27 protein-coding genes and 2 tRNA genes are annotated in these 21,075 nt (G+C 44.4%); 8 read left to right on the top strand and 21 right to left on the bottom strand.

Going from position 1 to position 21,075, the window contains the following annotated elements:
- Positions 1-453 precede the first annotated feature (453 nt).
- A complete protein-coding gene (locus L1271_RS21560) occupies positions 454-639 on the top strand; it encodes a hypothetical protein (protein WP_010378060.1) in 186 nt (61 codons plus the stop codon).
- Positions 640-656: 17 nt separating this feature from the next.
- Here the strand turns inward: L1271_RS21560 and L1271_RS21565 are convergent, their stop codons facing one another.
- The 5 genes from L1271_RS21565 to L1271_RS21585 all read right to left on the bottom strand — a co-directional run bounded on the left by L1271_RS21565 (position 657) and on the right by L1271_RS21585 (position 3,749).
- Entirely contained in the window at positions 657-1,037 is a 381-nt protein-coding gene (locus L1271_RS21565; RefSeq protein WP_102055808.1) for a hypothetical protein, read from the bottom strand.
- Between the two features lie 8 nt (positions 1,038-1,045).
- Entirely contained in the window at positions 1,046-1,546 is a 501-nt protein-coding gene (locus tag L1271_RS21570; protein WP_102055809.1) for a hypothetical protein, read from the bottom strand.
- 107 nt (positions 1,547-1,653) lie between these two features.
- Positions 1,654-3,030 (bottom strand): class II fumarate hydratase, encoded by a 1,377-nt coding sequence (locus L1271_RS21575; RefSeq protein WP_102055810.1) that lies wholly within the window; start codon positions 3,028-3,030, stop codon positions 1,654-1,656.
- An 8-nt stretch (positions 3,031-3,038) separates the two neighbouring features.
- The gene (locus L1271_RS21580; protein WP_010604192.1) at positions 3,039-3,449 is read right to left on the bottom strand and encodes a hypothetical protein; all 411 of its coding nucleotides are present in this window, start codon (positions 3,447-3,449) and stop codon (positions 3,039-3,041) included.
- A gap of 117 nt (positions 3,450-3,566) precedes the next feature.
- Positions 3,567-3,749 (bottom strand): hypothetical protein, encoded by a 183-nt coding sequence (locus L1271_RS21585; protein ID WP_010378070.1) that lies wholly within the window; start codon positions 3,747-3,749, stop codon positions 3,567-3,569.
- Between the two features lie 166 nt (positions 3,750-3,915).
- On the opposite strand from L1271_RS21585, the gene L1271_RS21590 reads away from it, so the two are divergent.
- A complete protein-coding gene (locus L1271_RS21590) occupies positions 3,916-4,506 on the top strand; it encodes a DUF938 domain-containing protein (protein WP_102055811.1) in 591 nt (196 codons plus the stop codon).
- Here the strand turns inward: L1271_RS21590 and L1271_RS21595 are convergent.
- From L1271_RS21595 to L1271_RS21605, 3 genes are all read right to left on the bottom strand, one after another.
- Entirely contained in the window at positions 4,486-5,616 is a 1,131-nt protein-coding gene (locus L1271_RS21595) for a GNAT family N-acetyltransferase (protein ID WP_102055812.1), read from the bottom strand. The genes L1271_RS21590 and L1271_RS21595 overlap by 21 nt on opposite strands.
- Positions 5,609-6,883 (bottom strand): alpha/beta hydrolase, encoded by a 1,275-nt coding sequence (locus L1271_RS21600; protein ID WP_102055813.1) that lies wholly within the window; start codon positions 6,881-6,883, stop codon positions 5,609-5,611. Before L1271_RS21600 ends, L1271_RS21595 begins: the two co-directional genes overlap by 8 nt.
- 63 nt (positions 6,884-6,946) lie before the next feature.
- Positions 6,947-7,414, bottom strand: coding sequence for an Lrp/AsnC family transcriptional regulator (locus tag L1271_RS21605; protein ID WP_119232257.1), 468 nt, complete (start codon positions 7,412-7,414; stop codon positions 6,947-6,949).
- 116 nt (positions 7,415-7,530) lie between these two features.
- Here L1271_RS21605 and L1271_RS21610 point away from each other — a divergent pair, with 116 nt between their 5' ends.
- Positions 7,531-8,718: a PrnB family protein gene (locus tag L1271_RS21610; RefSeq protein ID WP_102055814.1), complete on the top strand. Its 1,188-nt coding sequence runs from the start codon at positions 7,531-7,533 to the stop codon at positions 8,716-8,718.
- The gene (locus L1271_RS21615; protein ID WP_102055815.1) at positions 8,705-9,817 is read left to right on the top strand and encodes an aminotransferase class V-fold PLP-dependent enzyme; all 1,113 of its coding nucleotides are present in this window, start codon (positions 8,705-8,707) and stop codon (positions 9,815-9,817) included. The genes L1271_RS21610 and L1271_RS21615 overlap by 14 nt, the downstream gene beginning before the upstream one ends.
- Here the strand turns inward: L1271_RS21615 and L1271_RS21620 are convergent.
- The 4 genes from L1271_RS21620 to L1271_RS21635 all read right to left on the bottom strand — a co-directional run bounded on the left by L1271_RS21620 (position 9,814) and on the right by L1271_RS21635 (position 11,263).
- Positions 9,814-10,563 carry an MBL fold metallo-hydrolase gene (locus tag L1271_RS21620; protein ID WP_235368782.1) on the bottom strand — a complete coding sequence of 250 codons (750 nt, stop codon included), beginning with the start codon at positions 10,561-10,563 and terminating at the stop codon, positions 9,814-9,816. The two genes, L1271_RS21615 and L1271_RS21620, sit on opposite strands and share 4 nt — an antisense overlap.
- Positions 10,564-10,690: 127 nt before the next feature.
- Positions 10,691-10,783 (bottom strand) — tRNA-Ser (locus L1271_RS21625).
- Positions 10,784-10,801: 18 nt separating this feature from the next.
- Positions 10,802-10,892: transfer RNA gene (locus L1271_RS21630), tRNA-Ser, on the bottom strand.
- 224 nt (positions 10,893-11,116) lie between these two features.
- The gene (locus tag L1271_RS21635) at positions 11,117-11,263 is read right to left on the bottom strand and encodes a hypothetical protein (protein ID WP_017219379.1); all 147 of its coding nucleotides are present in this window, start codon (positions 11,261-11,263) and stop codon (positions 11,117-11,119) included.
- Positions 11,264-11,548: 285 nt separating this feature from the next.
- On the opposite strand from L1271_RS21635, the gene L1271_RS21640 reads away from it, so the two are divergent.
- Entirely contained in the window at positions 11,549-12,391 is an 843-nt protein-coding gene (locus tag L1271_RS21640) for a diacylglycerol/lipid kinase family protein (RefSeq protein WP_102055817.1), read from the top strand.
- A gap of 41 nt (positions 12,392-12,432) precedes the next feature.
- Here the strand turns inward: L1271_RS21640 and L1271_RS21645 are convergent, their stop codons facing one another.
- Positions 12,433-13,347, bottom strand: a complete 915-nt coding sequence (locus L1271_RS21645) for a DMT family transporter (protein WP_039490974.1) — start codon at positions 13,345-13,347, stop codon at positions 12,433-12,435.
- Between L1271_RS21645 and L1271_RS21650 the strand changes: the two genes are divergently transcribed.
- A complete protein-coding gene (locus tag L1271_RS21650; protein WP_010604202.1) occupies positions 13,346-14,905 on the top strand; it encodes an aminotransferase-like domain-containing protein in 1,560 nt (519 codons plus the stop codon). The genes L1271_RS21645 and L1271_RS21650 overlap by 2 nt on opposite strands.
- Positions 14,906-14,943: 38 nt before the next feature.
- Here L1271_RS21650 and L1271_RS21655 read toward each other — a convergent pair whose 3' ends face one another.
- A complete protein-coding gene (locus tag L1271_RS21655; protein WP_102055818.1) occupies positions 14,944-15,729 on the bottom strand; it encodes a YggN family protein in 786 nt (261 codons plus the stop codon).
- 288 nt (positions 15,730-16,017) lie between these two features.
- Between L1271_RS21655 and L1271_RS21660 the strand changes: the two genes are divergently transcribed.
- Positions 16,018-16,203 carry a PA3496 family putative envelope integrity protein gene (locus tag L1271_RS21660; protein WP_010604204.1) on the top strand — a complete coding sequence of 62 codons (186 nt, stop codon included), beginning with the start codon at positions 16,018-16,020 and terminating at the stop codon, positions 16,201-16,203.
- 178 nt (positions 16,204-16,381) lie between these two features.
- Here the strand turns inward: L1271_RS21660 and L1271_RS21665 are convergent, their stop codons facing one another.
- From L1271_RS21665 to L1271_RS21675, 3 genes are all read right to left on the bottom strand, one after another.
- Positions 16,382-16,828 carry a c-type cytochrome gene (locus L1271_RS21665; RefSeq protein ID WP_102055819.1) on the bottom strand — a complete coding sequence of 149 codons (447 nt, stop codon included), beginning with the start codon at positions 16,826-16,828 and terminating at the stop codon, positions 16,382-16,384.
- Between the two features lie 101 nt (positions 16,829-16,929).
- The gene (locus L1271_RS21670; protein ID WP_017219384.1) at positions 16,930-17,394 is read right to left on the bottom strand and encodes a DUF2721 domain-containing protein; all 465 of its coding nucleotides are present in this window, start codon (positions 17,392-17,394) and stop codon (positions 16,930-16,932) included.
- A gap of 12 nt (positions 17,395-17,406) precedes the next feature.
- Entirely contained in the window at positions 17,407-17,919 is a 513-nt protein-coding gene (locus L1271_RS21675) for a TlpA family protein disulfide reductase (RefSeq protein WP_235368783.1), read from the bottom strand.
- A 106-nt stretch (positions 17,920-18,025) separates the two neighbouring features.
- On the opposite strand from L1271_RS21675, the gene L1271_RS21680 reads away from it, so the two are divergent.
- On the top strand, positions 18,026-18,454 hold the full coding sequence (locus tag L1271_RS21680; RefSeq protein ID WP_235368784.1) for a YqaA family protein: 429 nt from the start codon (positions 18,026-18,028) through the stop codon (positions 18,452-18,454).
- Positions 18,455-18,498: 44 nt separating this feature from the next.
- Here the strand turns inward: L1271_RS21680 and folX are convergent, their stop codons facing one another.
- From folX to nadE, 4 genes are all read right to left on the bottom strand, one after another.
- A complete protein-coding gene (gene folX / locus L1271_RS21685) occupies positions 18,499-18,861 on the bottom strand; it encodes a dihydroneopterin triphosphate 2'-epimerase (protein WP_095727082.1) in 363 nt (120 codons plus the stop codon).
- Positions 18,862-18,868: 7 nt separating this feature from the next.
- Positions 18,869-19,423, bottom strand: coding sequence for a GTP cyclohydrolase I FolE (gene folE, locus L1271_RS21690; protein ID WP_010604208.1), 555 nt, complete (start codon positions 19,421-19,423; stop codon positions 18,869-18,871).
- A gap of 6 nt (positions 19,424-19,429) precedes the next feature.
- Positions 19,430-20,146 carry a dihydromonapterin reductase gene (gene folM / locus L1271_RS21695; RefSeq protein WP_235368786.1) on the bottom strand — a complete coding sequence of 239 codons (717 nt, stop codon included), beginning with the start codon at positions 20,144-20,146 and terminating at the stop codon, positions 19,430-19,432.
- A 72-nt stretch (positions 20,147-20,218) separates the two neighbouring features.
- The gene (gene nadE, locus L1271_RS21700; RefSeq protein WP_010604210.1) at positions 20,219-21,055 is read right to left on the bottom strand and encodes an ammonia-dependent NAD(+) synthetase; all 837 of its coding nucleotides are present in this window, start codon (positions 21,053-21,055) and stop codon (positions 20,219-20,221) included.
- Positions 21,056-21,075 lie beyond the last annotated feature (20 nt).

Raw genomic sequence — 21,075 nt, forward strand, 5'->3', positions numbered from 1 at the left:
CTCTATTTAAAAAATGAGAACATCCTACTTCGTAGCGAGCCAGGGCCAAATAAGAGGTTGATGAAAAGCGTTCATCCATGAACTTCATCGACATTCGAACATCCATGTACATCAAAACCCGTTGCAGAGATGCAACGGGTTTTTTGCTATGTGTGATTTAAAAACCTCGCGAGGTAAACTCGCTCCTACCATAGTATTATAAGCACAGTACAACATGGTAGGAGGCGGTTTACCCGCCGATGGCTTGCAATGAAGTTCCGGAAAAATCTCGCGAGGTTTTCTAAACCTAAGTAAATGCGCTCCTACCACAGTATAGGCACAGTGCAACATGGTAGGAGGTGGTTTATCCACCGAGCATTTGTAAGCGAGAAGTTGCTATATGGTTTTATGCAATAAGGGCTATAAGGAAGGGTCAATTAACGATATGATGGGCTAAAAACAGGGGGTCTTAGTGTGTCATTTCATTTAATTGCACTGTTGGTAATATTTGCATTGTTTGGTACTTCAGCCACTTACTTAATTCGCTTTATGTATAGCTATTGGATTAAGAAGCAGCTTGAAGTGAAGTACATTATTAATGCGAGTATTTGTGCGCTGTTAGTGATGGTGATCTCAGTGATCAATGAGCTTATCCGATAACCTGAGTGCTCATCAGTCTATAGAGGCACAGCCTGACAGGTATGGGCAATACATAGTGTTTGTATTGGCATCACAGGTTCACAACTAACCGCTGGCGCTTTTCCTTTGTTATTCAGCTTTTCTTGCTCTGTAATGGCGCTAACGACAGCTTCTACATCTTGCTCATCAGTATGCTTCGTTGAGTAGATCAGGTATTCTCTTGGTCCACCACAGGTTAATCGCTCACCTACTCCAATTACTTTACACTGATAGCTTGCATCACATCCTATATTTGCTTTTATATCGCTGAGTGTATGCGTAGCATTCGAGCGACTTGTTGCATCGCTTGGTGTTATTTCACAGCCAGATAACGCCGCAATTAGTGTGCCGATGCAAGCGAGAGAAATAGCTAACTTCATTATTGCCTCTAGTATGTAGGACGACTATTTTCTAGTTTAACACACTTATTTTCAACGCATTGTGTTGCGGGTTCAATTAAATGCTGACAGATACTCATCATCTGATTTTGCATATTATAGGCGCGCTCTAATGTAGTAATTTGCTCCGCTAACTGCTTAACTTGGGCCTCATCTGCTGATCTTGTTGAATACACTAGATAAGAAGAAGGGCCACCACAGGCACGATCGCCAACGGCAATGACTTTACACTGGGTATCGTTATCACAGCTTTTGTCGGCCACCACGCTTTCCAATGACTGTTTATGGGTTTTGATGTCAGAGGTGTCGAGCTTTTTACCATCTTGTTGAATAGGTAAGCTTGCTTCTTTTGATTCTTTAATTTCGGTGTGGTTTTCGCTTACAGGCTTAGTTTCTTGTGCTTTTTGTTCTACAGTTTCTTCTTTAGTTACTTCTTCTTGGCAACCAAACAGCAAAAAGGTTGCCAGTAAAGTGGGGATCATCTTGTTCATTATATGCTCTCCTAATGTTTGCTAATTAAACTACGCAAGTCCTTAAGGAATAGCAAGCTCTGCAGCCTGCATACACTATATGTGATCGCAGGCTGTGAGGGACAGCGCTATAGACCGCCTTTGGTGAGTTTTTGCGGATCGAGTAATGATTGGAGCTCGTGTTCACTCAGATCGGTTTGCTCAGCAGCGACCTCTATAATTGGGCGTCCTTCTTTGTAGGCAAGCTTGGCAATTTGTGCTGCTTTTTCATACCCGATCACAGGATTTAATGCGGTAACTAAAATCGGGTTTTTAGCCAGTGCCTTTTGAATATTCAGCTCATTCACCTTAAAGCTTGAAATAGCTTTGTCCGCAAGTAACCTCGCGGTATTTGAGAGGATCTCAATGCTTTGCAAAATATTTAATGCAATCACTGGCAGCATAACATTCAGCTCAAAATTGCCAGACTGGCCTGCAACACTAATCGTTGCGTCATTACCTATCACTTGAGCACTGGCCATTGCAGCCGCTTCTGGAATAACTGGGTTTACTTTACCTGGCATGATTGAAGAGCCTGGTTGTAGCGCCTCAAGCTCGATTTCACCTAGGCCAGCAAGCGGTCCTGAATTCATCCAGCGCAAGTCATTGGCTATCTTCATTTGTGCTACTGCAAAGGTTTTAAGTTGGCCTGAAAGTCCCACAATCGCGTCTTGTGAGCCGATATGATAGAAAAAGTTGTTGCCTTTACTGAAGCGGATCCCGATGTTAGTGCTCAGGTTTTGGCTAAATAATTTAGCGAACTGTGGATCGGCATTAATACCTGTGCCGACCGCTGTTCCACCTTGACCTAACTCGTAGACTTTTTCTAAGGAATGAACAATGCCCTGACAGGCATTATCTACTTGCGCTTGCCAGCCACTTAATGTTTGTGCAAAGGTCACCGGCATTGCATCCATCAAGTGCGTCCGGCCAGTTTTGACGTGATGGCCAACTTGCTCTGCTTTTTGTTCAATACTACTAGATAAGTGTTTTAGTGCAGGCAGAAGGTCATACACTGCTGTGATTGCACTACTCACGTGAATCGCTGTTGGGATCACATCGTTTGAGCTTTGGCCCATGTTAACGTCATCATTAGGATGAATTGCGACACCGCTTAATTCAGTAGCTAGAGTAGCTATCACTTCGTTGGCATTCATGTTTGAACTGGTACCAGAACCAGTCTGAAAGACATCCACTGGAAATTGATCTAAGTGTTTGCCATCGATTAGCTGCTGACAGGCACTCACAATTGCTTTTGCTTTATCACTTGATAGATGGCCAAGGGATTGATTGGTTTCCGCTGCGGCTTGTTTGATGTAGGCCAATGCTTTGATAAAGCTACTTGGCATTGTGATCCCGCTAATAGGAAAGTTATTTACAGCACGCTGTGTTTGCGCTTTGTAGAGCGCATGCTCAGGAACATCTAATGTTCCCATACTATCGGATTCTTGACGAAATGTAGTCATCGTTGCTCCTAATAAAAAGGGTTAAACTGCTGGCAGGTTTGGCACGCATCTCGCTGGAGCTTCAAAAATTGCCGTGACGAAGTATGGTGATGTTTATAAAACCGTTTTAGTGCCAACAAAGGTTTAAATAATTGATCCATGCATTGTTTACGTATGGCTGTATCAACGAGTGGATCGGCAATCTGTTCTAACAGTTCGGACAATGTATTTTTAAGATAAAGCTCTTGCAGCAGCGGGTTATTATGGCGCTCGTACCATTTTGCCATGCCTATGCCTGCTGAAATATATTCCGCAACCAAGAGCGGCGCCTCAAGTTGTGGTCGCTGGCAGTGGCGATTAAGCTTCGCACGATAAGTTTGTAATAAAGTAGCTAGCTGCATAAATACAAAACCAAACGATGTAATGATAATGGTTATCATTACATCGTTTGGTTGGCAATTCAAGCTTTAGTATTCGCACTGCCAAACAATTTGTTTAGCATTCACCATAGCAGCTCACTATGAGTCTGAAATGAATTTAAGAAAGTGTGATTCAGCTTAATTATAGCCGAGGAGATATTGCTGCTCTGAATGCTCTTTCTCTTGTTCTTCGAGTTGCATCAGGTTGGCGACTTCTTGTCGGTAAGCGCGACTTTTCGTGAAGGTATTTTTACGCTTCTTCAGAACAAGTCCTTCGCTTTTAAGTTGGCTTGGCATTTGGGTGATCTCTGAAATTTTCATGCTCGCTTCTCCTCTTAGTACTCTTTAAACTTAGCAGAAGTTGTACCAAAATAAATTTCTTTTCTAATTTTAATTGCTTAGTGGAAGTTTTAGCTATTTGCCTTGCAATTGAGATAAATTCTTGCCTCAATGAGGCGCATAAATCGATCAAAATAGTGCAAACGAGATGACAAAACCTTACTCTCAAGCGTGTGAAAACAATAAACAGCCAATATTAGAAAAGCTCACTCCCTATCTAAATAAACCTTTGGAAGTGCTAGAGGTAGGTTCTGGTACGGGTCAGCATGCGGTGCACTTTGCTGCGGCGTTACCGCATTTAACGTGGCAGACGGCGGACAGGGAGGTTAATCACGCAGGTATTCAAGCGTGGCTTGATGACGCTGAGTTAGAAAATGCTTTACCGCCATTGGCGCTAGACTTACACCATGGGTGGCCTGTTAATCAGCGTTATGATGTGATCTATACCGCTAATACCTTGCACATTGTGTCATCAACGCTCGTAGAGCGTTTAATTGCAGGCGTTGGACGACACCTTAAAGAAAGCGGCTACCTGATAGTTTATGGGCCGTTTAATTATCAAGGTGAATTTACCAGCGAGAGTAACCGAGAGTTTGATGCGTATTTAAAGTCGCAAGACAAAGAGAGTGGTATTCGCGATCAAGAATGGGTATTGGCGCTTGCGGCAGAGCAAGAACTTACACTACAGCAAGACTATACGATGCCGGCTAATAATCGCTTATTGGTGTTTAAACGGTAGTTTTGCTTGGCACTCGGTAAAGTAATGCCCGAGTGCGTCTGCTTCGCGCTTGGTAAAATCCTCAAGCGCGTGTTGAAAGTCAGGTTGAAATAAGCGGTGATACGATTGCCTCCACACCGGCTCAAAACCCCTCACTAACTTGTGCTCGCCTTGAGCACCCGCGTCAAAGACAGCAAGCTGATTAGCAATGGCGTACTCTATGCCTTGATAGTAACACAGCTCAAAATGCAAAAAGTCGTAACTATCCTCAATTGCGCCCCAATAGCGACCATACAAGGTATCACCATCCACAAGATATAAACTAGTGGCAATAATTTCGTGGTTTAAGTAGGCGCAGCAAAGACGAAACTTATCTGGCATCGAGGTGATAACTTGCTGAAAAAAGTCGCGAGAGAGATAGCCGTGGTGTCGCGATCGCTTAAGATAGGTGAGCTGGTAACTAAGAAAAAACGCATCAAGTTGTGCTGTGCTTATTTCTCTGCCAACAGTCCAACTTATGTTAATACCCTGGGCTGTCACAGCTTGGCGCTCTTTCATGACCATTTTACGCTTTCTTGATGTGAGTCGTGCGAGAAAATCATCGAACTCGGCGTAACTTCGATTATGCCAATGAAATTGCACATTGCGGCGCATCGTTAAATGACTTTGAGTGAGAAAATCGCTTTCACGACAAAAATTAATATGGACTCCACTAATGCCTAGTTGGGCGAGGCTCGTGAGCGTAGCGTCAATATATTCAAGCAAGCAAGAAGATAGACGTTTAGTTAATATTCTTGGCCCTTGAGTTGGCGTAAAGGGGACGCCACATAGCCATTTCGGATAGTAATCTAATCCATGGCGCTCGTAGGCTTCAGCAAAAGCCCAATCAAAAACGTACTCGCCATAAGAGTGCGATTTAATATAGCCTGGTAAAATTGCAATCAACTCGCCCTGGCGTTCAATCATTAGGTGATGTGGTATCCAGCCAGTCTCTTTGCTGGTGCAGCCGCTCGACTCTAATGCAAGCAGCCACGCGTAGCTCGTAAATACATGTGATGGTGAAACGCAGTCCCACTGTGCTTCTGTCACTTCAGTTAGAGAATGAATAAACCTATGTTGGTACTCAGTCATTGTGGCCGTCAAAAAATGCGAGCAGTGCTTGCTCAAAGTTACTGTAATCAGGGTTAAACGTGATCCGCGCAAGAGCGGTGTATTGCGTCATGCTTTTCTCGTGACGCTCGCCAAAATGGACGGTTTTACCTGTGCGGCAGTTAATGAAGGCTTGGTCTTCTAAGTGGTAACTGGTGCAATTACGATAAGGCCCTTTGCGGCCGTAAAAAATATGTTCAGGTGGCTGCAAAATACCAATATGAGACATATCGACAATGTTGTCGGCTTTCACGCTCCGATAATTCACACCTTGCTTAGTCGATGGCGTTTCCGAGTAGATAAATTGGGTCAATGTTGATTTAGGTTGCCATTTTTCTAGCAGCTTTGCCGTTGCATGATTGTCTATGGTGGTATCGACATCGCTATAGCTGATAAACATCGGTACATCTGGCAAAGTGGTGAGTGATTTGAGTGGCGCCATAGCCTGATGGGCTAACGTTGCGCCATGCCATGGGAAAGATTCATATTTGGCGAAATCCAAATCGGCGTCTTCATCTATCCAATTGACAAATGGCACGTAATCAATCCATTTGGCTAGCCAACCGTTCTTATTATGTGGCTCTGTGGCGGGTGAAATAAGTGCAACAGAGCCTAAATTCTTGGGCTTGTGCTTCGCTATGCTACTCAGCACTATGGCGGCACCAGTGGAGTAACCAAGTACGGAAAAATGCTTAAAATCTTGGCTCGTCTGTGCGATGGCATAATCCGTATGGGTTTGCCAATCGTCAATATCAACTTCGGTTAAATCGCTTGGTGCAGTCGCGTGGCCTGGCAGTAACATGGTTCTGACATTGTATCCTGCTTCATAGAGCGCTGACGCAAGGTAGTGAAAAGTAAAAGGAGAATCGGTCAGACCATGGATAAGTAAAATGGCGTGATCTTTGTTGTCATGCTCAAGTGAAAATGGCGCGATTAAGTCACTTACCTTGGGGATTGTCAGGTTAAGTAATTTTGCTGTGGGCGTTATTAACGGGCATGGCAGTGTAGCGCGAGGATTGCGGCTTTCAATAATTTGCTTAGTCGAACGAATATAATCGTTATAGTTTTTTACATTCCCCACATCGACGGTGACGGGGCCTTTATCGATCGCTTCGCGGAATAATCCCGACTTTTTGCTCTTGGTGAATAGCGACATATCACTCACTTGGGTAACACAGTCTTGTGCGATGACCAAAGGTGAAGCAAACAGGCTAAAAGCAAATACTGTGGAGGTAAGGTAGTGGCGCATAGTCGGTCCTTATGAGCATAAAATCACATGCAGTATAGCGAGAACAGATGACGATAAAAATGGTTAGCGGATCGGTAATATGCGTTTTGCAAAAGTTTGCTTGAGGACAATCGTTGATTCAATCCCGCTAATCACCTTACAGGCGCCCAGTTGATGTTTGGCGAACTGTTCATAGCTGGGCAAATCCTTTGCTACGATTTCCAATAGGTAATCATGACTTCCTGAGATCACCGAACAACTAATCACCTGATCTTCAGATTCCACGTGTTGTTCAAATAAATGCGCTGCGGTTGCGGTATTTTCACTGAGTTTTATAAATGCATAAACCAGAATACTTAAGTCAACTTGTGCTCTATCAAGTGCCGCATGATAGCCTGAAATTACTCCTGTATCTTGTAAGCGTTTTACGCGTCGAAGACAGGGAGTATCGGAAAGGTTTGCCTTTTCGGCGAGTGAGGCATTACTCAAACGTGCGTTATGTTGCAAAGCGTTAAGGAGCAATTTGTCCTTGGTATCTAGATTTACCGACATAAACCAAATAAAAGAGTGATTCTTGCTAATCAGTATTAAACTTTTAGAGAAAATTGGCAAATTATGCTCATGGTGATTTGCTAGCCTTAACTGTGGAATAATCACGAGAAGTAATCATGAGTCCATTAGCCGTACAATTTGACGCTTGGATTAGAGGTCCGTTTGTCGACCTTAACGACAAGCTTGAGCATCTTTATTGGCAGCAACAGGATAAAGCAAACGTTGAAGGCGTTGGTGAAACGCTAAAAGCACAGTTATTAGAAGAAGGTAATCAGCTAGTCCAAGCCTTGCTAGAAGAAGGCAATACCGACGAGGGCTTTGAGCAAGCATTCGACTTACTCGGTAACGTTGGTCTATTTATGGCTGCATGCAGACGCCACGAAATTACCGAGCCAAGCCGTGAAAAGGTGTCTCCACTAACGCAAGCATCGGCACTGGCCATGCACATTGGTGCCTCTTTGGGAGTTACGCCGCGCTTCGCAACGGCTCATCTCACCACACACAACCGCGCAATCAACGGCGTGTATAAGCGCTTTACTTCTCATCCGGCAGAGCGCTTATTCATCGACTACAATACTCAGGCCATTCTTGCCTATAAACGCGCGTCCGAATCGTTAATGAAGGTGCATCATTTGGGAATTTCCCATCCCATGTCATTGGTGCTACTCAAACAAGTTAAGCAAGCGCTGCTTGAGGTGATAGAGTCTAATCGAGAGTTATTTAAGGAACTAGATCCCGAGGCATTCTTTTACGTTGTACGACCCTATTACAAACCATACCGAGTTGGTAAAGAGGTCTATCGTGGCGCAAACGCTGGAGATTTTGCGGGTATCAATGTTATCGATATGATGTTGGGGTTATGCCCGGCTAATGACATTAGTTACGGTCAAATGCTGGTGGAAAAATTCCTCTATATGATGCCAGAAGACCAAGCAACCCTGCGTGAATGCATGCGTACGCCTAATTTAATGGATGCGTTTCTGAGTGCATTGAAAGGACCGAAAAGTGATTGGTTTGGCCCTGCTTGTAGCTTGTTTATACAAGTGTGTAAGCTGCATGGAGATACGGCCATACAACATCACAATCAACTCGTCGAAAAGTATATCGCCAAACCTTCGCAGGCGATGCAGCAACAGCACTTAAGCAAAGTGACCGCCAGTGGTCCACCGATTGAAGTCTTACTCAAAGAACTCGCGGACTTAAGAGATAGGCGAGCTGCAGCCGAGCGCGATGATATCTTTACTCGGCATCATGATTTAAAACGATTACGCCAAGCAATAGGGGTTAAGCATGAAGCAATATAGGGATGATTTTCACTTGCCTACGGGTCGCTATTTATTGAGTCATTCCGTTGGTCGTATGTTGAAATCGGCAGCGGAAGATTTTCATCAGCAATTTATGGTGCCCTGGCAACAACAAAACCAAGAGCCTTGGCAGCAGTGGCTAAGCGGTATTGATCGCTTTACCTCAGCCCTAGCTTCCCTATTACACACTGATGCGCGCCTGTTTTGTCCGCAAACAAACCTTTCCAGTGGTTTAACGAAATGGGCGATGAGTTTGCCCGAAAGTGGCATTCGCAAAGTACGCGTATTGATGAGTGAGCAAGACTTCCCCAGCATGGGATTTGCGTTACAAAACGCGCTGGACAATATTGAGATTGTTTATATTCCCGAAGCGATGAATATGCACGACCTTAGCGTGTGGCAGCAATATATTGACGAGCAAATTGACTGGGTATTTGTCAGTCATGTTTATTCGAACAGCGGTCAGCAAGCGCCTGTCGCTGACATCATTAGCCTTGCTAACCAATATGGTTGTCGAAGTATTATCGATATTGCTCAGTCACTTAGTGTATTACCAATAAATTTAAGCGAGTGGGGCGCGGATTGCGTTATCGGCTCTTGTGTGAAATGGAGCTGCGGTGGCCCTGGCGCCGGTTTCATCTGGGTGAATGAGGATGTCTTGCCTTATTGCGAACCAAAAGACGTTGGCTGGTTTTCGCATCAAAATCCATTCGAGTTTGATATTCACCATTTTGCGCTGAGTGAAAGTGCGCTGCGTTTTTGGGGCGGTACACCAAGTGTGGCACCTTATATCTATGCGGGGCACAGCCTTGGCTATTTTGCCGAGCTTGGGGTTGAGCAAGTAAGAGCGTACAACTTTGCTTTGTTATCTGAGTTACAAGCGGCATTGCCTGAATTTTATCGCTCTCCTACAGCACAGAGTGCTTGCTCGGGGACCGCTATTTTGCATTTTGGCTCGCGGCATGAGTCAGTGATGGATCAGCTTAAGCGTGCGGACATTGCTGTGGATAATCGTCGCTACGGTATTCGTGTCTCACCACATATTTATAATAGTCAGGAGGACATCGCGCAGTTGGTGCGAGTTATCAACGAAAGCTAGTTTCCTAACCCTAGTGCTTTTTTGGTCTTCTTCTTCACCGAGCGCCAATGTGTCATTGGTTGCTTGGGCGCGCGGGCTATCAATGCGTTGAAATCAATTTCTTCTGCAAGTACCTCTCCTTGATGCGCCAAGATCACGGAGTGGGGTTGTAGTGCCTTTACTTTGGCAAGAGATTGACGATACAAGCGTGGATAGAATACCGGAAAAGGCGCAACAAATTGCCCTTTTACTTTTACCGTCAAGTCCGCTACATAGATGCGCTTACTGGGGAGATGATACAAGCTCAAATCTCTATCCGTATGACCGGGTGTGTGTATCGCTTGCCATTCGTTAAAGTAGGGCAAGCTATCACCGTCGGCTAGGAAAAAATCTGGTGATAATTGTCTTGGATACCAAAGGTTACGCTTGGCCTTGCGCTTTCTCCTAGCAACCCAAAGTGCCAGCGCCATATCGGAGAGGTGCATCATGACACCATCAATGCCACGATACCACTGACTGGGAGCATTTGCGGCCGCAATCTTTGCGCCGGTGAGTTTTTTGAGTTTATGCGCGCCACCGGCATGATCTGGGTGCATATGCGTGACCACAATCAGCTTGAGTGCGCTTAGTGGCTTGTGCAGTTGTAGGATGTAGTTGCAGACCAACTCAACATCGGCACGACAGCAACCATCGAGTAACAGCAGGCCAGTTTCGTGCTCAACCAGATAAATATGTTGAATATAGCCTTCTAAGACATGTATTTTCATTAGTCACACTCATTTCTCCAATCAGATCTCAACATAGCATAGGTTAAAGACATCTGACCAGTTGTGTGTGGAAGTGATAAATCGCAGACATAAAAAAACCGCAATTAAGCGGTTTTCTTATAAGTGATGGCGGAGAAGGAGGGATTCGAACCCTCGATAGGGCTACAAACCCTATACTCCCTTAGCAGGGGAGCGCCTTCAGCCACTCGGCCACCTCTCCGGCGCAATACTTTAAAAATGGCGGAGAGATAGGGATTTGAACCCTAGATACGCTATTAACGTATGCCGGTTTTCAAGACCGGTGCTTTCAACCACTCAGCCATCTCTCCATGGGCAAAGATAATACTTAGCGATTTAGGCGCTGTAAACCGTTTTTAAACTGTTTGCTTAAAAAATGTGCTAAAAGTGAGGTTTTTTTAAAATTGTGCTAGAAATTAGCGGTTTGACGAAGAGGTTTTGTACAAAAATGCTGGTTGAAGAGGTGCTTTTATGGTCTATTGAAACAAATGCTGACGAGAGCATGGCGGGTTGGGGCGCCATGCTCTGTGCAGACTTACTTATACATAATCACGTCTTTTAACGCTAAGTGTTGACCACATACTGCCAACCACTTCGTCCAATTGATACGACGTTGTTTAGTTGGTTGTGTTTGGTTAAACGTGTTTTGTGATGGGCTGCAAGGTGCAGCTGAATTAAGCATGTCTGGCTCCTAATAAGCTATGATTGAAAACAAGGCTATTTTGCACGCAATTTGTTTAAATTTAAAACGATAAAAATTGATGTTTTCGGATAAAAATAACTAATGAATTAATGGTTTGTTCATTTTTGTTTTAATGGGTTCTTTGCATGTTTATGCATGGTTGCGATTGTCTTGACTAGGCTGCAGCCCAATTAGTATGTGTGTTTGTGGTTTTTGTTTTTGATTTTTGGTTTTAGTTTTGGTTTTTTATTCATATAAGTTGAGTTTTTGTATTTAAGGGTTTTTATGCTGGTGGTGGTCAACCCTTTAGCGGGTGCTGAGGGGAAAGCGCAAATTGCATGGTTAAAGCAACAATTAACACAACAACAGTTGACGGCAACTTGGTTTAATACCACTGGAAACTTTGTCGCAGATAGGGACGCAATTGCTCAAGCTGCTACGGCGGGAGTTAGCGTGGTGGTGATTGGGGGAGATGGCACTTTGCACCTAGTCGCCAATGCCATTGCTGAACGGGATAACACGCTTGCGCTGCTGCCAGCGGGGACTGGCAACGATTTTGCTCGGCAGTTTCATTATTCCAAAGCACAGTGGCGAGCAGCTGTATTTGCAGATCAGGTCACAACTATTGATTTGGGTAAAGTGGACGGGCGCTGGTTTGTCAATGTTGCTGGGATTGGCTTTAACGCGCATGTCATGAATAACTTAGGACAAACCAAACGGCTAGGAAAGCTGAGCTATACCTATGCGGGATTAATGTCGCTATTTACTGCCAAACTCATTCGCTATCACAGCAATACGTGGCCTGAGCAGGGTATGATGTTGTTACTTGCGAATGGCAAACACTTTGGGGCAGGGTTAACTCCTGCTCCTATGGCTTGCCTTGATGACGGTCAGCTGGAGCTACTATGGTTCACGCCGCAAACGCATTGGCAGCGGATGGTATTGTTTGTCAATATGCTACTTAAACGCCATATGGGTACAAGAAATGTGCACCACGGCCGCATTGCAGAGCTTTATATCGCACAAGAGGGGTATGACATTGAGGCTGATGGCGAGATTGTTGGGCGCACGCCTGCGACGATAACTTGCTGTCGCCGAGCTCTGAACATAAAAAAAGCGCCATTATAAAATGGCGCTGAAAAGTAAGAAGCTAAAGCATTGGTAAGACTTCAACTTCTAACTGGGGACCGAATGGACAACCAAGCGTAGATGCGATCTAAAGGCGTGAGTACAATCGCATTACCTAGGATGACCAAAATAAATCCAATAAAGGTGTTTTGCTGCCACTCAAAGCCTTCAAATAAGGTACTCAAGGCCACGGCAACAAAAGGAAATAACACTATCAAATAACTCGCTTTCTCAGGCCCAATATTCTTGAGTAGTGAGAAATAACAACCAAAGGCAATGACGGTGCCAAACACGCTAAGGTAAATCAGAGACCACCAATATGATGCCGGCGCTTGGTTGATAAACTGATGTTCACTAAAGGCGACATAGGTTGCTAACATGACAGCGCTGTAAAGCATGCCCCACGCATTTCCCGCCATAACATCAATTTGCTGATTAGAATTGCGTACGCTCACCATATTACCGAGTGACGCGACCACCGTTCCTAATAGAGCTAATGATAATCCCAAGAAGGCCTCGCTTTGCAAATCAAATGCGACCAAGTCGTGCCAAAACAAGCTGACTATCCCAAGCGTGCCCAGTGATGCACCAAAGTAAATTCGCTTTGCAATAGGTTTGGCAAAAAACAACTTAGTGTTGACGATGTTAACGACCAATAATAATGAAAATGCAATTGATGCCATCGCTGACGTTAAATGTGCCTGAGCCCAATATAAGAAGAGATAGTTAGCACCAAAATTACACAGCGCTAAGAGGATGAAAAAGCCGTGATCTCGGCGAGAAAATCGCATTGGCACACGCTTATAGATGACAAACGCCCACATACAAACCGCGGCGAGGCCAAAGCGGTAAAACAGCGACACAAACTCGTTGATGCTGCCAAGTTGGTATTCAATGGCAAGCCATGTTGATCCCCAAATCAACACAGTGATGGCGTAAAGAAATAGATTTTTCATGATCGGCTCTAGATTCAAACAGCAGTGGAAGTCTGTAGTTTACGCTGTTATTCTGTATAAGCTATATACAGAATTTGCTAATTTATACCTATACAGATTATTGCTTATGAGTACCGTTATTCAACGCCAACATTCCGCCTTTCTCTATCAGCAGGTGATCCAAATGATCTTGTCGATGGCAGAACAAGAGTCCATTTTACCGGGCGAAAAGCTTCCCTCATTGCGTGTTATGGCACAAAACTTAAATGTCAGTATCCCAACGGTAAAGCAGGCTTATCAAGCACTTGAAGATCTGGGAAAAGTCACTGCCAAAGAGAAGTCCGGCTACTTTTTATGTCACAGAACTTCGCACAACGACTCACCGAAGCGTGCACGATTGCCCGCCAAACCTGTGGTGGTGAACAAGCAGGCGTTGATTGAACAAGTGTATAAGGGGATCCATCAGCCACATGCAATCCCCTTAGGTATCGCCAACCCCATCGCCATTGCTGGTACTGAGCAGGTTCTTGCCAAAATTATGCGCCGCGCAATGAAAGAAGCAGGGAACGAACTCATTAATTATGGCCCTATGGACGGTTTAGATAGCTTAAAAAAGCAAATCGTGCGGCGTTATTTGGATATGGGTTTAGCAATAGACATGGATGAAGTGGTGATCACCAATGGCGCGCAAGAAGCATTGGCGATTGCGTTACAAGCGGTAACCAAGCCCGGAGACGTGATAGCGATTGAATCTCCCTGTTATTTTGGCATTGTTGAACTGGCTGAAAACTTAGGGTTAAAGGCCATTGAAATACCTGTTTGCCCAGATGATGGCATTTGGCTGAGCGACCTTGAACGGGCACTTGAAAAGCATGATATTCGAGCGTGTGTGTTTTCTACCAGTATTAGTAACCCGCTTGGTAGTTTTATGCCTGATACGAGACGTGCGCAGCTGGTGGCGCTATTAGAGCAACGTGACGTGGTGTTGATAGAAGACGATGTGTATGGCGATTTATATTTTACCGAGCAGCGTGGCATTCCGGCACAAGCATTTAGCCAAAAGGGCTTAGTGATCACATGTGCGTCATTTTCAAAAACCGCAGCGCCTAGCTATCGGGTGGGTTGGATGGTCGCCAGTCAATTTAGTGCAAAAGCAAAGCGCATAAAACGTGCGTTGAGTTGCTCATCATCTTTAATGAATCAATGGGCACTAGCGGATTTTCTCAGCTCCGGAGGCTACGAGCGCCATTTAAAGTTGGTCCGTAAACGGTTAATTGAGAATCGAGACCGTATGATCCAAGCGGTGAATGTTGCATTTGGTAGTGAGGTAAGAGTCAGTCGCCCGCAAGGCGGTTGTGTGCTGTGGTTAGACTTAGGTAAGCACGTCGATGGTGCCTTGTTGTTCCAAAAAGCCCTGGAGTGTGGGATCAGTATTACGCCTGGTACGCTATTTAGTGCCAGCAAAAAGTATCAAAATTGTATACGTATCAGTTATGGCTTGCCGTGGGATGCGTCGGTAGAGCAAGCGATTAAAACGCTGGGGGAGCTGGCTGATGCACAAAGGAAAGGGTTGGCATAACGTACCCTTAATTAAATGTAAGTTATGCCAACGTCAGATTATTTAAATTTAAACAGTTGGTACTCTGACATGGCGGGGATAGACTTTGCGACAATGGCTTCGTTTTTCGCGATTTGTTCAAAGTCGCCACACAGTGCGTCGGCTTTTTTCTCAATAGATTCTGCCTGTTGTTCAACTTTGGTTTCGATTTGTGTTGCGAAGTTTTCCATACGTTGTTCAAAGCTGCTCATATCACCGTTTGCATCTGACATTTCGTTGCCAATCGCAACCAGTAAGCTACCTATCGATTGCATCATGGCACCTTGTACTGCGGTCTCGATTTTTTCTTCAAACTGATTATCAAAATTTTGGCCAAACTCATCAAAGGTTTGCTTGCCCATCACAAACGCACCTTGCTGATAAAACGTATTTTGCACTTCTGTTTCAAGATCATCGATCACAGCATGGATGCTATCTAAACTGGTTAAATTAAAGGTGTGTGCCACTTCATTAAGGGCGACGCCCGCTAGTTTTATGCCTTCAAAAGCAATATCAGCCACTTGTGGTAGGCGGCCTCTTAGTTCATCACCATATTGCGTGAGCATCGTTTTTTGCTGTGTATTAAGTGCGATGCGCTCGCCATTGAGTGTCAGCTCGCCAAGGTTGTTGATCTCAGCTGTTTTGTTTTTGGCCGTTGTGATCACCAAGTTATCAGGTGTGATCCTAACGTCATTCTGAAATTCTACTTCACAATTGTCACCGCTAAATGTGATGTTATTTTTTTCGTGTGCAGCGACGGTGGTTGTCATCATTGTTGCTGCTGTTAGTAGTAAAATTTTATTCATGGTCGATCCTTATTGGCTCAGTTTCATGATTGTTGTTACAAGAACAGTGCCAAGTATAAACCCAAGTAAAATCAATATATTGTGTTATATTGTTGAAAGTTAATGTGCTCTAAAAGTGATGAAATTGACTAAAATATAGTTGTTTTTGTCAAAATGAATTAGGCGATAAAAAATTTTTATTGTAAGGATAAGAAACTCTCACTTTTCAGAATGACAATTTAGCGCTAAATAGTGATCTTGAGAGACGGCTCTCATTTTATTAATGACTATTTTATTTTGGAGTTAGTTGTGGGTAAGACATTCTCTTACGATGCGCTTGATGATGATTTTGCAGACGATGAATTTGAAAAGTTGGGTCGTAACCAACATGACAAGCAAAAGCGTAAAGTCAAAAGAAAGCTAGACGACTACTTAGAGCAAAAACGCCTACGTAGAAATCTAGGCGATGATGATTTCGACTATATTGATGACTGATCATTAAACGTTATCTACGAGTCTAGCACTGACAGTAATTCAATTTGGCTGTGTGATTAAGCAGGGCTGTGGGTTACTCAATGCGATGTCTGAGTTATTGTGTCGTTGGTGATAGCCAAGCAAGTGACGAGATATTCAGATAGTAAGCAGCCGCAAATATGCGGCTGTTTTGTTTTGATTAATCTTTAAAAGATTTATGGCAGTCTTTACAGCCTTTTGCCCAATCTTTAAATGCAGAAGCAATCAGCTTTTTGTCGCCAGAGTCAGCTGCAACAGCCAGTGCTTGAGCATACTCGGCAAATTGCTTGGCTTTACCATCGAACTCAGCTCTGTTTGACCAAACGGCTGGTAGGGCATCAGTATTGCCTTTGTCAGAACCGTCGATAAATGCTTCCCAAGGCATTTGCGATAATTGCGCAGCATTGTGAGCACGTTGTTTAAATACTTCGGCATCAAATGGTACTTTGCCTTTTAGCATGTCGCCCATATTGCCAATTTGGAAACGGATCAATTGGAAAGACGCTTTGCGGTATTCAATTGCATCATCAGCCGATTCAAACATAGTGTTAGCTTGCGCTGTTGCTGCAAGACAGCTAAATAGTGTGACGGTAAGTAGTTTCTTCATAGTAAACCCCTAATATTTTTCCCTATTTTCAATGTAAATTACAAATATAATCAAACAATTGCGATAAGTGCCCTGTGACGGAGGCAACTAGTTTTAAATAATCAACTCTCGATGTCTTTGAATATCATGCCCCTGCGCATACTGCGGGTGGCTAAAAAGATTTCTCCAAGCAAAGAGACAAACGCGCCAATAAGCAGCACCATAGCCGCGATAAAACAAGACGATAAAGTAATACCCAATGGCATACTGTACAAGTGGGACATGAACAGCAGCATAACCACTGCACACACAAGCAACGCACTGAGTACACTCATGCTAAATGCAACGTGAATAAAACGAGACCGTTTTAACAGTGCGCGCATTTCACGGCTAAAGTGCATTTTGAGTTCTTCATCTTGCGTGGTATTGATCTTGCGATCGAGTAAACGCGCCCTATCCGTGATCCGTGCTAAGCGGTTTGATAGTACCCCTAAGGTCGCAGCAATACCCGTAATTAAAAATACAGGGGCAACGGCGGTTTGGATAACTTTGGCCATCGTGAGAATGCTAACGACTTCTGGATTCATATAGTTACCTCGTTAATTCCAGTTTAGTTTTGATAAGGTGTTGGGTTGCTCACCGAGGAGGGTTTGCATCACTCGGTTGCGTTCATCAAGCAAGATGACTCTAGGAATGCCTTTGTTGGCATACGTGTTGTAGATATCTCGATTGGGATCGGCAACAAAATGGATGGGCAATTGCATGGTTTCGTTGAATTGCTCAAGTGTAGTGTTAGTTTCTTCTCGGCCAATAGCAACGATGGTTAACTCGGCCTGGGTGAGTAATTCAGATTGTTTTAGTTCACTCAATAAGCGTTGCGAATCGGAGCACCAAGTCGCGAATAAAATCACCAGCTTTTTGTGATTAGCATCGAACCTAATAGCTTGGTTTTTGATATCCGTAAATCGCAAATGTTTAAAGGAGTCGCCGGTGTGGATATAGGTCTGATAGCCATCGTCTGCCTGTGGTAGCGCTTCGTTTGAGGCCTTGCAGTCACTAAATCCGGTGGTGAGAACGGTACTAAGTAGTAACATTTTTATTGTTGTTTTCATGTCTATTCCTTGTTTCCGTGTCTGTGTTTTTGAACTCTTGCGCGCATTTCAGTATATTGCCCCACTTAGATGATTTCTTAAAGTCCAATTTCTTATAGCCGTTGATATGATTTACCTTTCTTTATTTGGGCTTGCTTTTATTGCCGCAACACTATTACCTGCGTCGTCGGAGCTGGCGCTGAGTGGGCTCGTTGTGAAACAACAAGGCGAACTGGTTTGGTTATGGCTGGCTGCGACAATGGGTAATTTACTTGGTAGCTGTGTGAACTACTATCTTGGTTGGTTTATCGCTAAGTGGCGAGATAAGCGCTGGTTTCCGGTTTCTCAACAGCAATATGATAAGGCTTGTGGACTATTTAATCGTTACGGTAAGTTTTCATTGCTATTTGCTTGGCTCCCCATAGTCGGAGATCCTTTGACTGTGGTAGCGGGGTCTCTACGAACCTCTTTTGGGTGGTTTTTTGTGTTAGTCGCGCTCGGTAAAGGCGCTCGTTATGCACTGGTGATTTACCTTGCCTTACAGATGATTTCTTAACACCAGAAGGCAAGGAAGTGAATATCAGAGTCTTATCGCTTAGTTTAGCTTCTGTACCAATCAAGCGTGAGTGACACTGAGTCAGCAAACCGTAAAGCGTGCGGTTTATCTACAGTGACTTTCGCATACGTCACGTCTCGATGCTGGTGACATTCTGCAAGTATGTCAGCCACTAATTTCTCAAGTAACAAAAAATGCCCTTCTTCTACTAGCGTGATGATTGCCTTGGTCACGGTTTTGTAGTTAAGCGCGTGAGCCACGTTATCATGATCTAAACATGCCGTATCCGCTGGGTAGTGAATCTCAATATTGATCACGACATCTTGCTTTTTCTCCCGCTCCTCGGGATTAAAACCAATAAAGGTACGTAGCCTTAAATTCGTCACCTTAATAATGGCATTCGACATAGCGTGCTTATCCTTTCACTAGCTGTAAAAATTCGTTGCGGGTTTTGGGGTCGCTTCTGAAGTTACCAAGCATGACAGACGTTCGCATACTAGAGTTTTGTTTTTCAACGCCACGCATCATCATACACATATGTTTGGCTTCAACGATCACGCCAACGCCTTTTGCACCGGTGACTTCCTCAACGGCCTTGGCGATTTGATGAGTTAGCTGCTCTTGGATTTGAAAACGTCGGGCAAACATATCAACAATGCGGGCAAATTTAGACAAGCCGAGCACTTTACCGTTAGGTATATAAGCGATGTGACAACGGCCAACGAAAGGCAGAAGGTGATGCTCACACATAGAGTACAACTCTATATCTTGGATCAGCACCATGTCATCGGCATCCGAGCTGAATACCGCGTTATTGGTGATTTCATCCAGTGTTTGACGGTAGCCCTGAGTCAGATATTCCATCGCTTTCGCTGCGCGCTTGGGTGTGTCTAATAATCCTTCGCGGTCTGCATCTTCACCCACGGCTTCAATAATCGTTTTATAACTCTGTTGTAATTTATCTTGCATAATGCGTTACCTCAAATGGCGACCACCGTCGATTTGTACCGTGCGTCCTGTCATATAGTTGCTAGAGAGTATCATGTCGACACTATTGATAACTTCTTTGCTACCAGGCTCAATTCCCATAATAGACTTTTTCAAGGTTTTTGCCTTGTACTCGTCACTATCGTCTTGATTAAAGATGATAAGAGAAGGTGCAATGCTATTCACTTTGATGTTAGGTGCAAACTTAGCGGCAAATGACCGAGTTAAGTTATCTAATGCAGCTTTACTTGCGGCATAGGCAATGTGTTTTGGACTGCCTTTTTCTACTACATAGTCAGTAATATGGATCACATCGCTGGCGTTATTGCTAGCTGTCAATAAGTCGCTCAAGGCATGATTGATCAAATAAGGGACTTTAGCGTGGATCCGCATCATATTGTCGAATAATGCTGAAAAATCAGGGTTATTGGCTTCACAATCCCAGCTCGATGCATTGTGGATGATGGCACTGAGTGCGTCGGTATGGGCACGAATTTGGTTGTTGAGTTGTGTGATTGCTTCTGGCTCGTCAAAATCGGCCTTGATACAAATGGCACCTAGCGATGCTAGTTCATCGATAACTTGATGTTTGGTGCGATACGTCAATATGATGGCTTGCTGTTTAGCGAGAAAGTGTTTCACCAAAGCAAGTCCAATGCGCTGTGCGCCACCAGTAATTAAAATAGGTGCAGCTGCGGGGCTCATACGTTAATCACCTTGTGAATTGAGAAATTAGGGTTGGCAGGATGAATAACTGGTTATCTCCTGCCAACAAGACTATTGTTCGTCGTATACCGTAGGAATTGGTTGACGCTTGTGTTGGGTGCGCTGATAAATGGCAATAAGTTTGTCGTTTACTTCACTGCTAACGGGCTTACCTTCAAGGAAATCATCAATATTGTCATAGCTTAGTCCTAGCGCTTCTTCATCGGAAAGGCCTGGACGGTCACATTCGAGATCGGCTGTCGGTACTTTATGTACTAGTCCCGCAGGTGCCCCGAGAAAAGCCGCTAGTGCGCGAACTTGGCGTTTTGACAGGCCAAACAAGGGCGCTAAGTCGCAGGCGCCGTCACCAAACTTGGTATAAAAGCCCGTGATGTTTTCAGCGCTGTGATCGGTACCGACTACTAAACCGCGAGTCAGGCCTGCTATTTCGTACTGCGCTACCATGCGCTGGCGTGCTTTTACGTTTCCTTTAATAAAATCCACGTTGGCTTGGGAAGGCAGTGGCACGCTTCCACCCGCCATGGCAGCAAGTGCTTGCTCGTGCATAGCATCGGCCGCAGGCCTGATGTTGACTGTTAAGCGCTGGCTAGGTTGGATAAATTCGAGTGCAAGCTGCGCTTCATCTTCATCAGCTTGAACGCCATACGGCAAGCGCATGGCAATAAATTTATAAGCCCCAGTACCATGTTCAGCATTGAGTTCATCGATAGCTAGCTGGCATAGGCGCCCACAAGTTGACGAATCAACGCCTCCGCTGATGCCAAGCACAAGAGTGAAGCAGCCAGAGGCTTGTAATCGTGCTTTTAAAAATGAGACACGTCGTTTGACTTCAAATTCCGGGTCAATAATTGGCTGAACTTTCATTTCGGCCATGATTGCTTCACGCATACTGGTTCCTCAATACTATC

This window comes from Pseudoalteromonas sp. OF5H-5, from assembly GCF_021530695.1.
GTDB lineage: Bacteria > Pseudomonadota > Gammaproteobacteria > Enterobacterales > Alteromonadaceae > Pseudoalteromonas.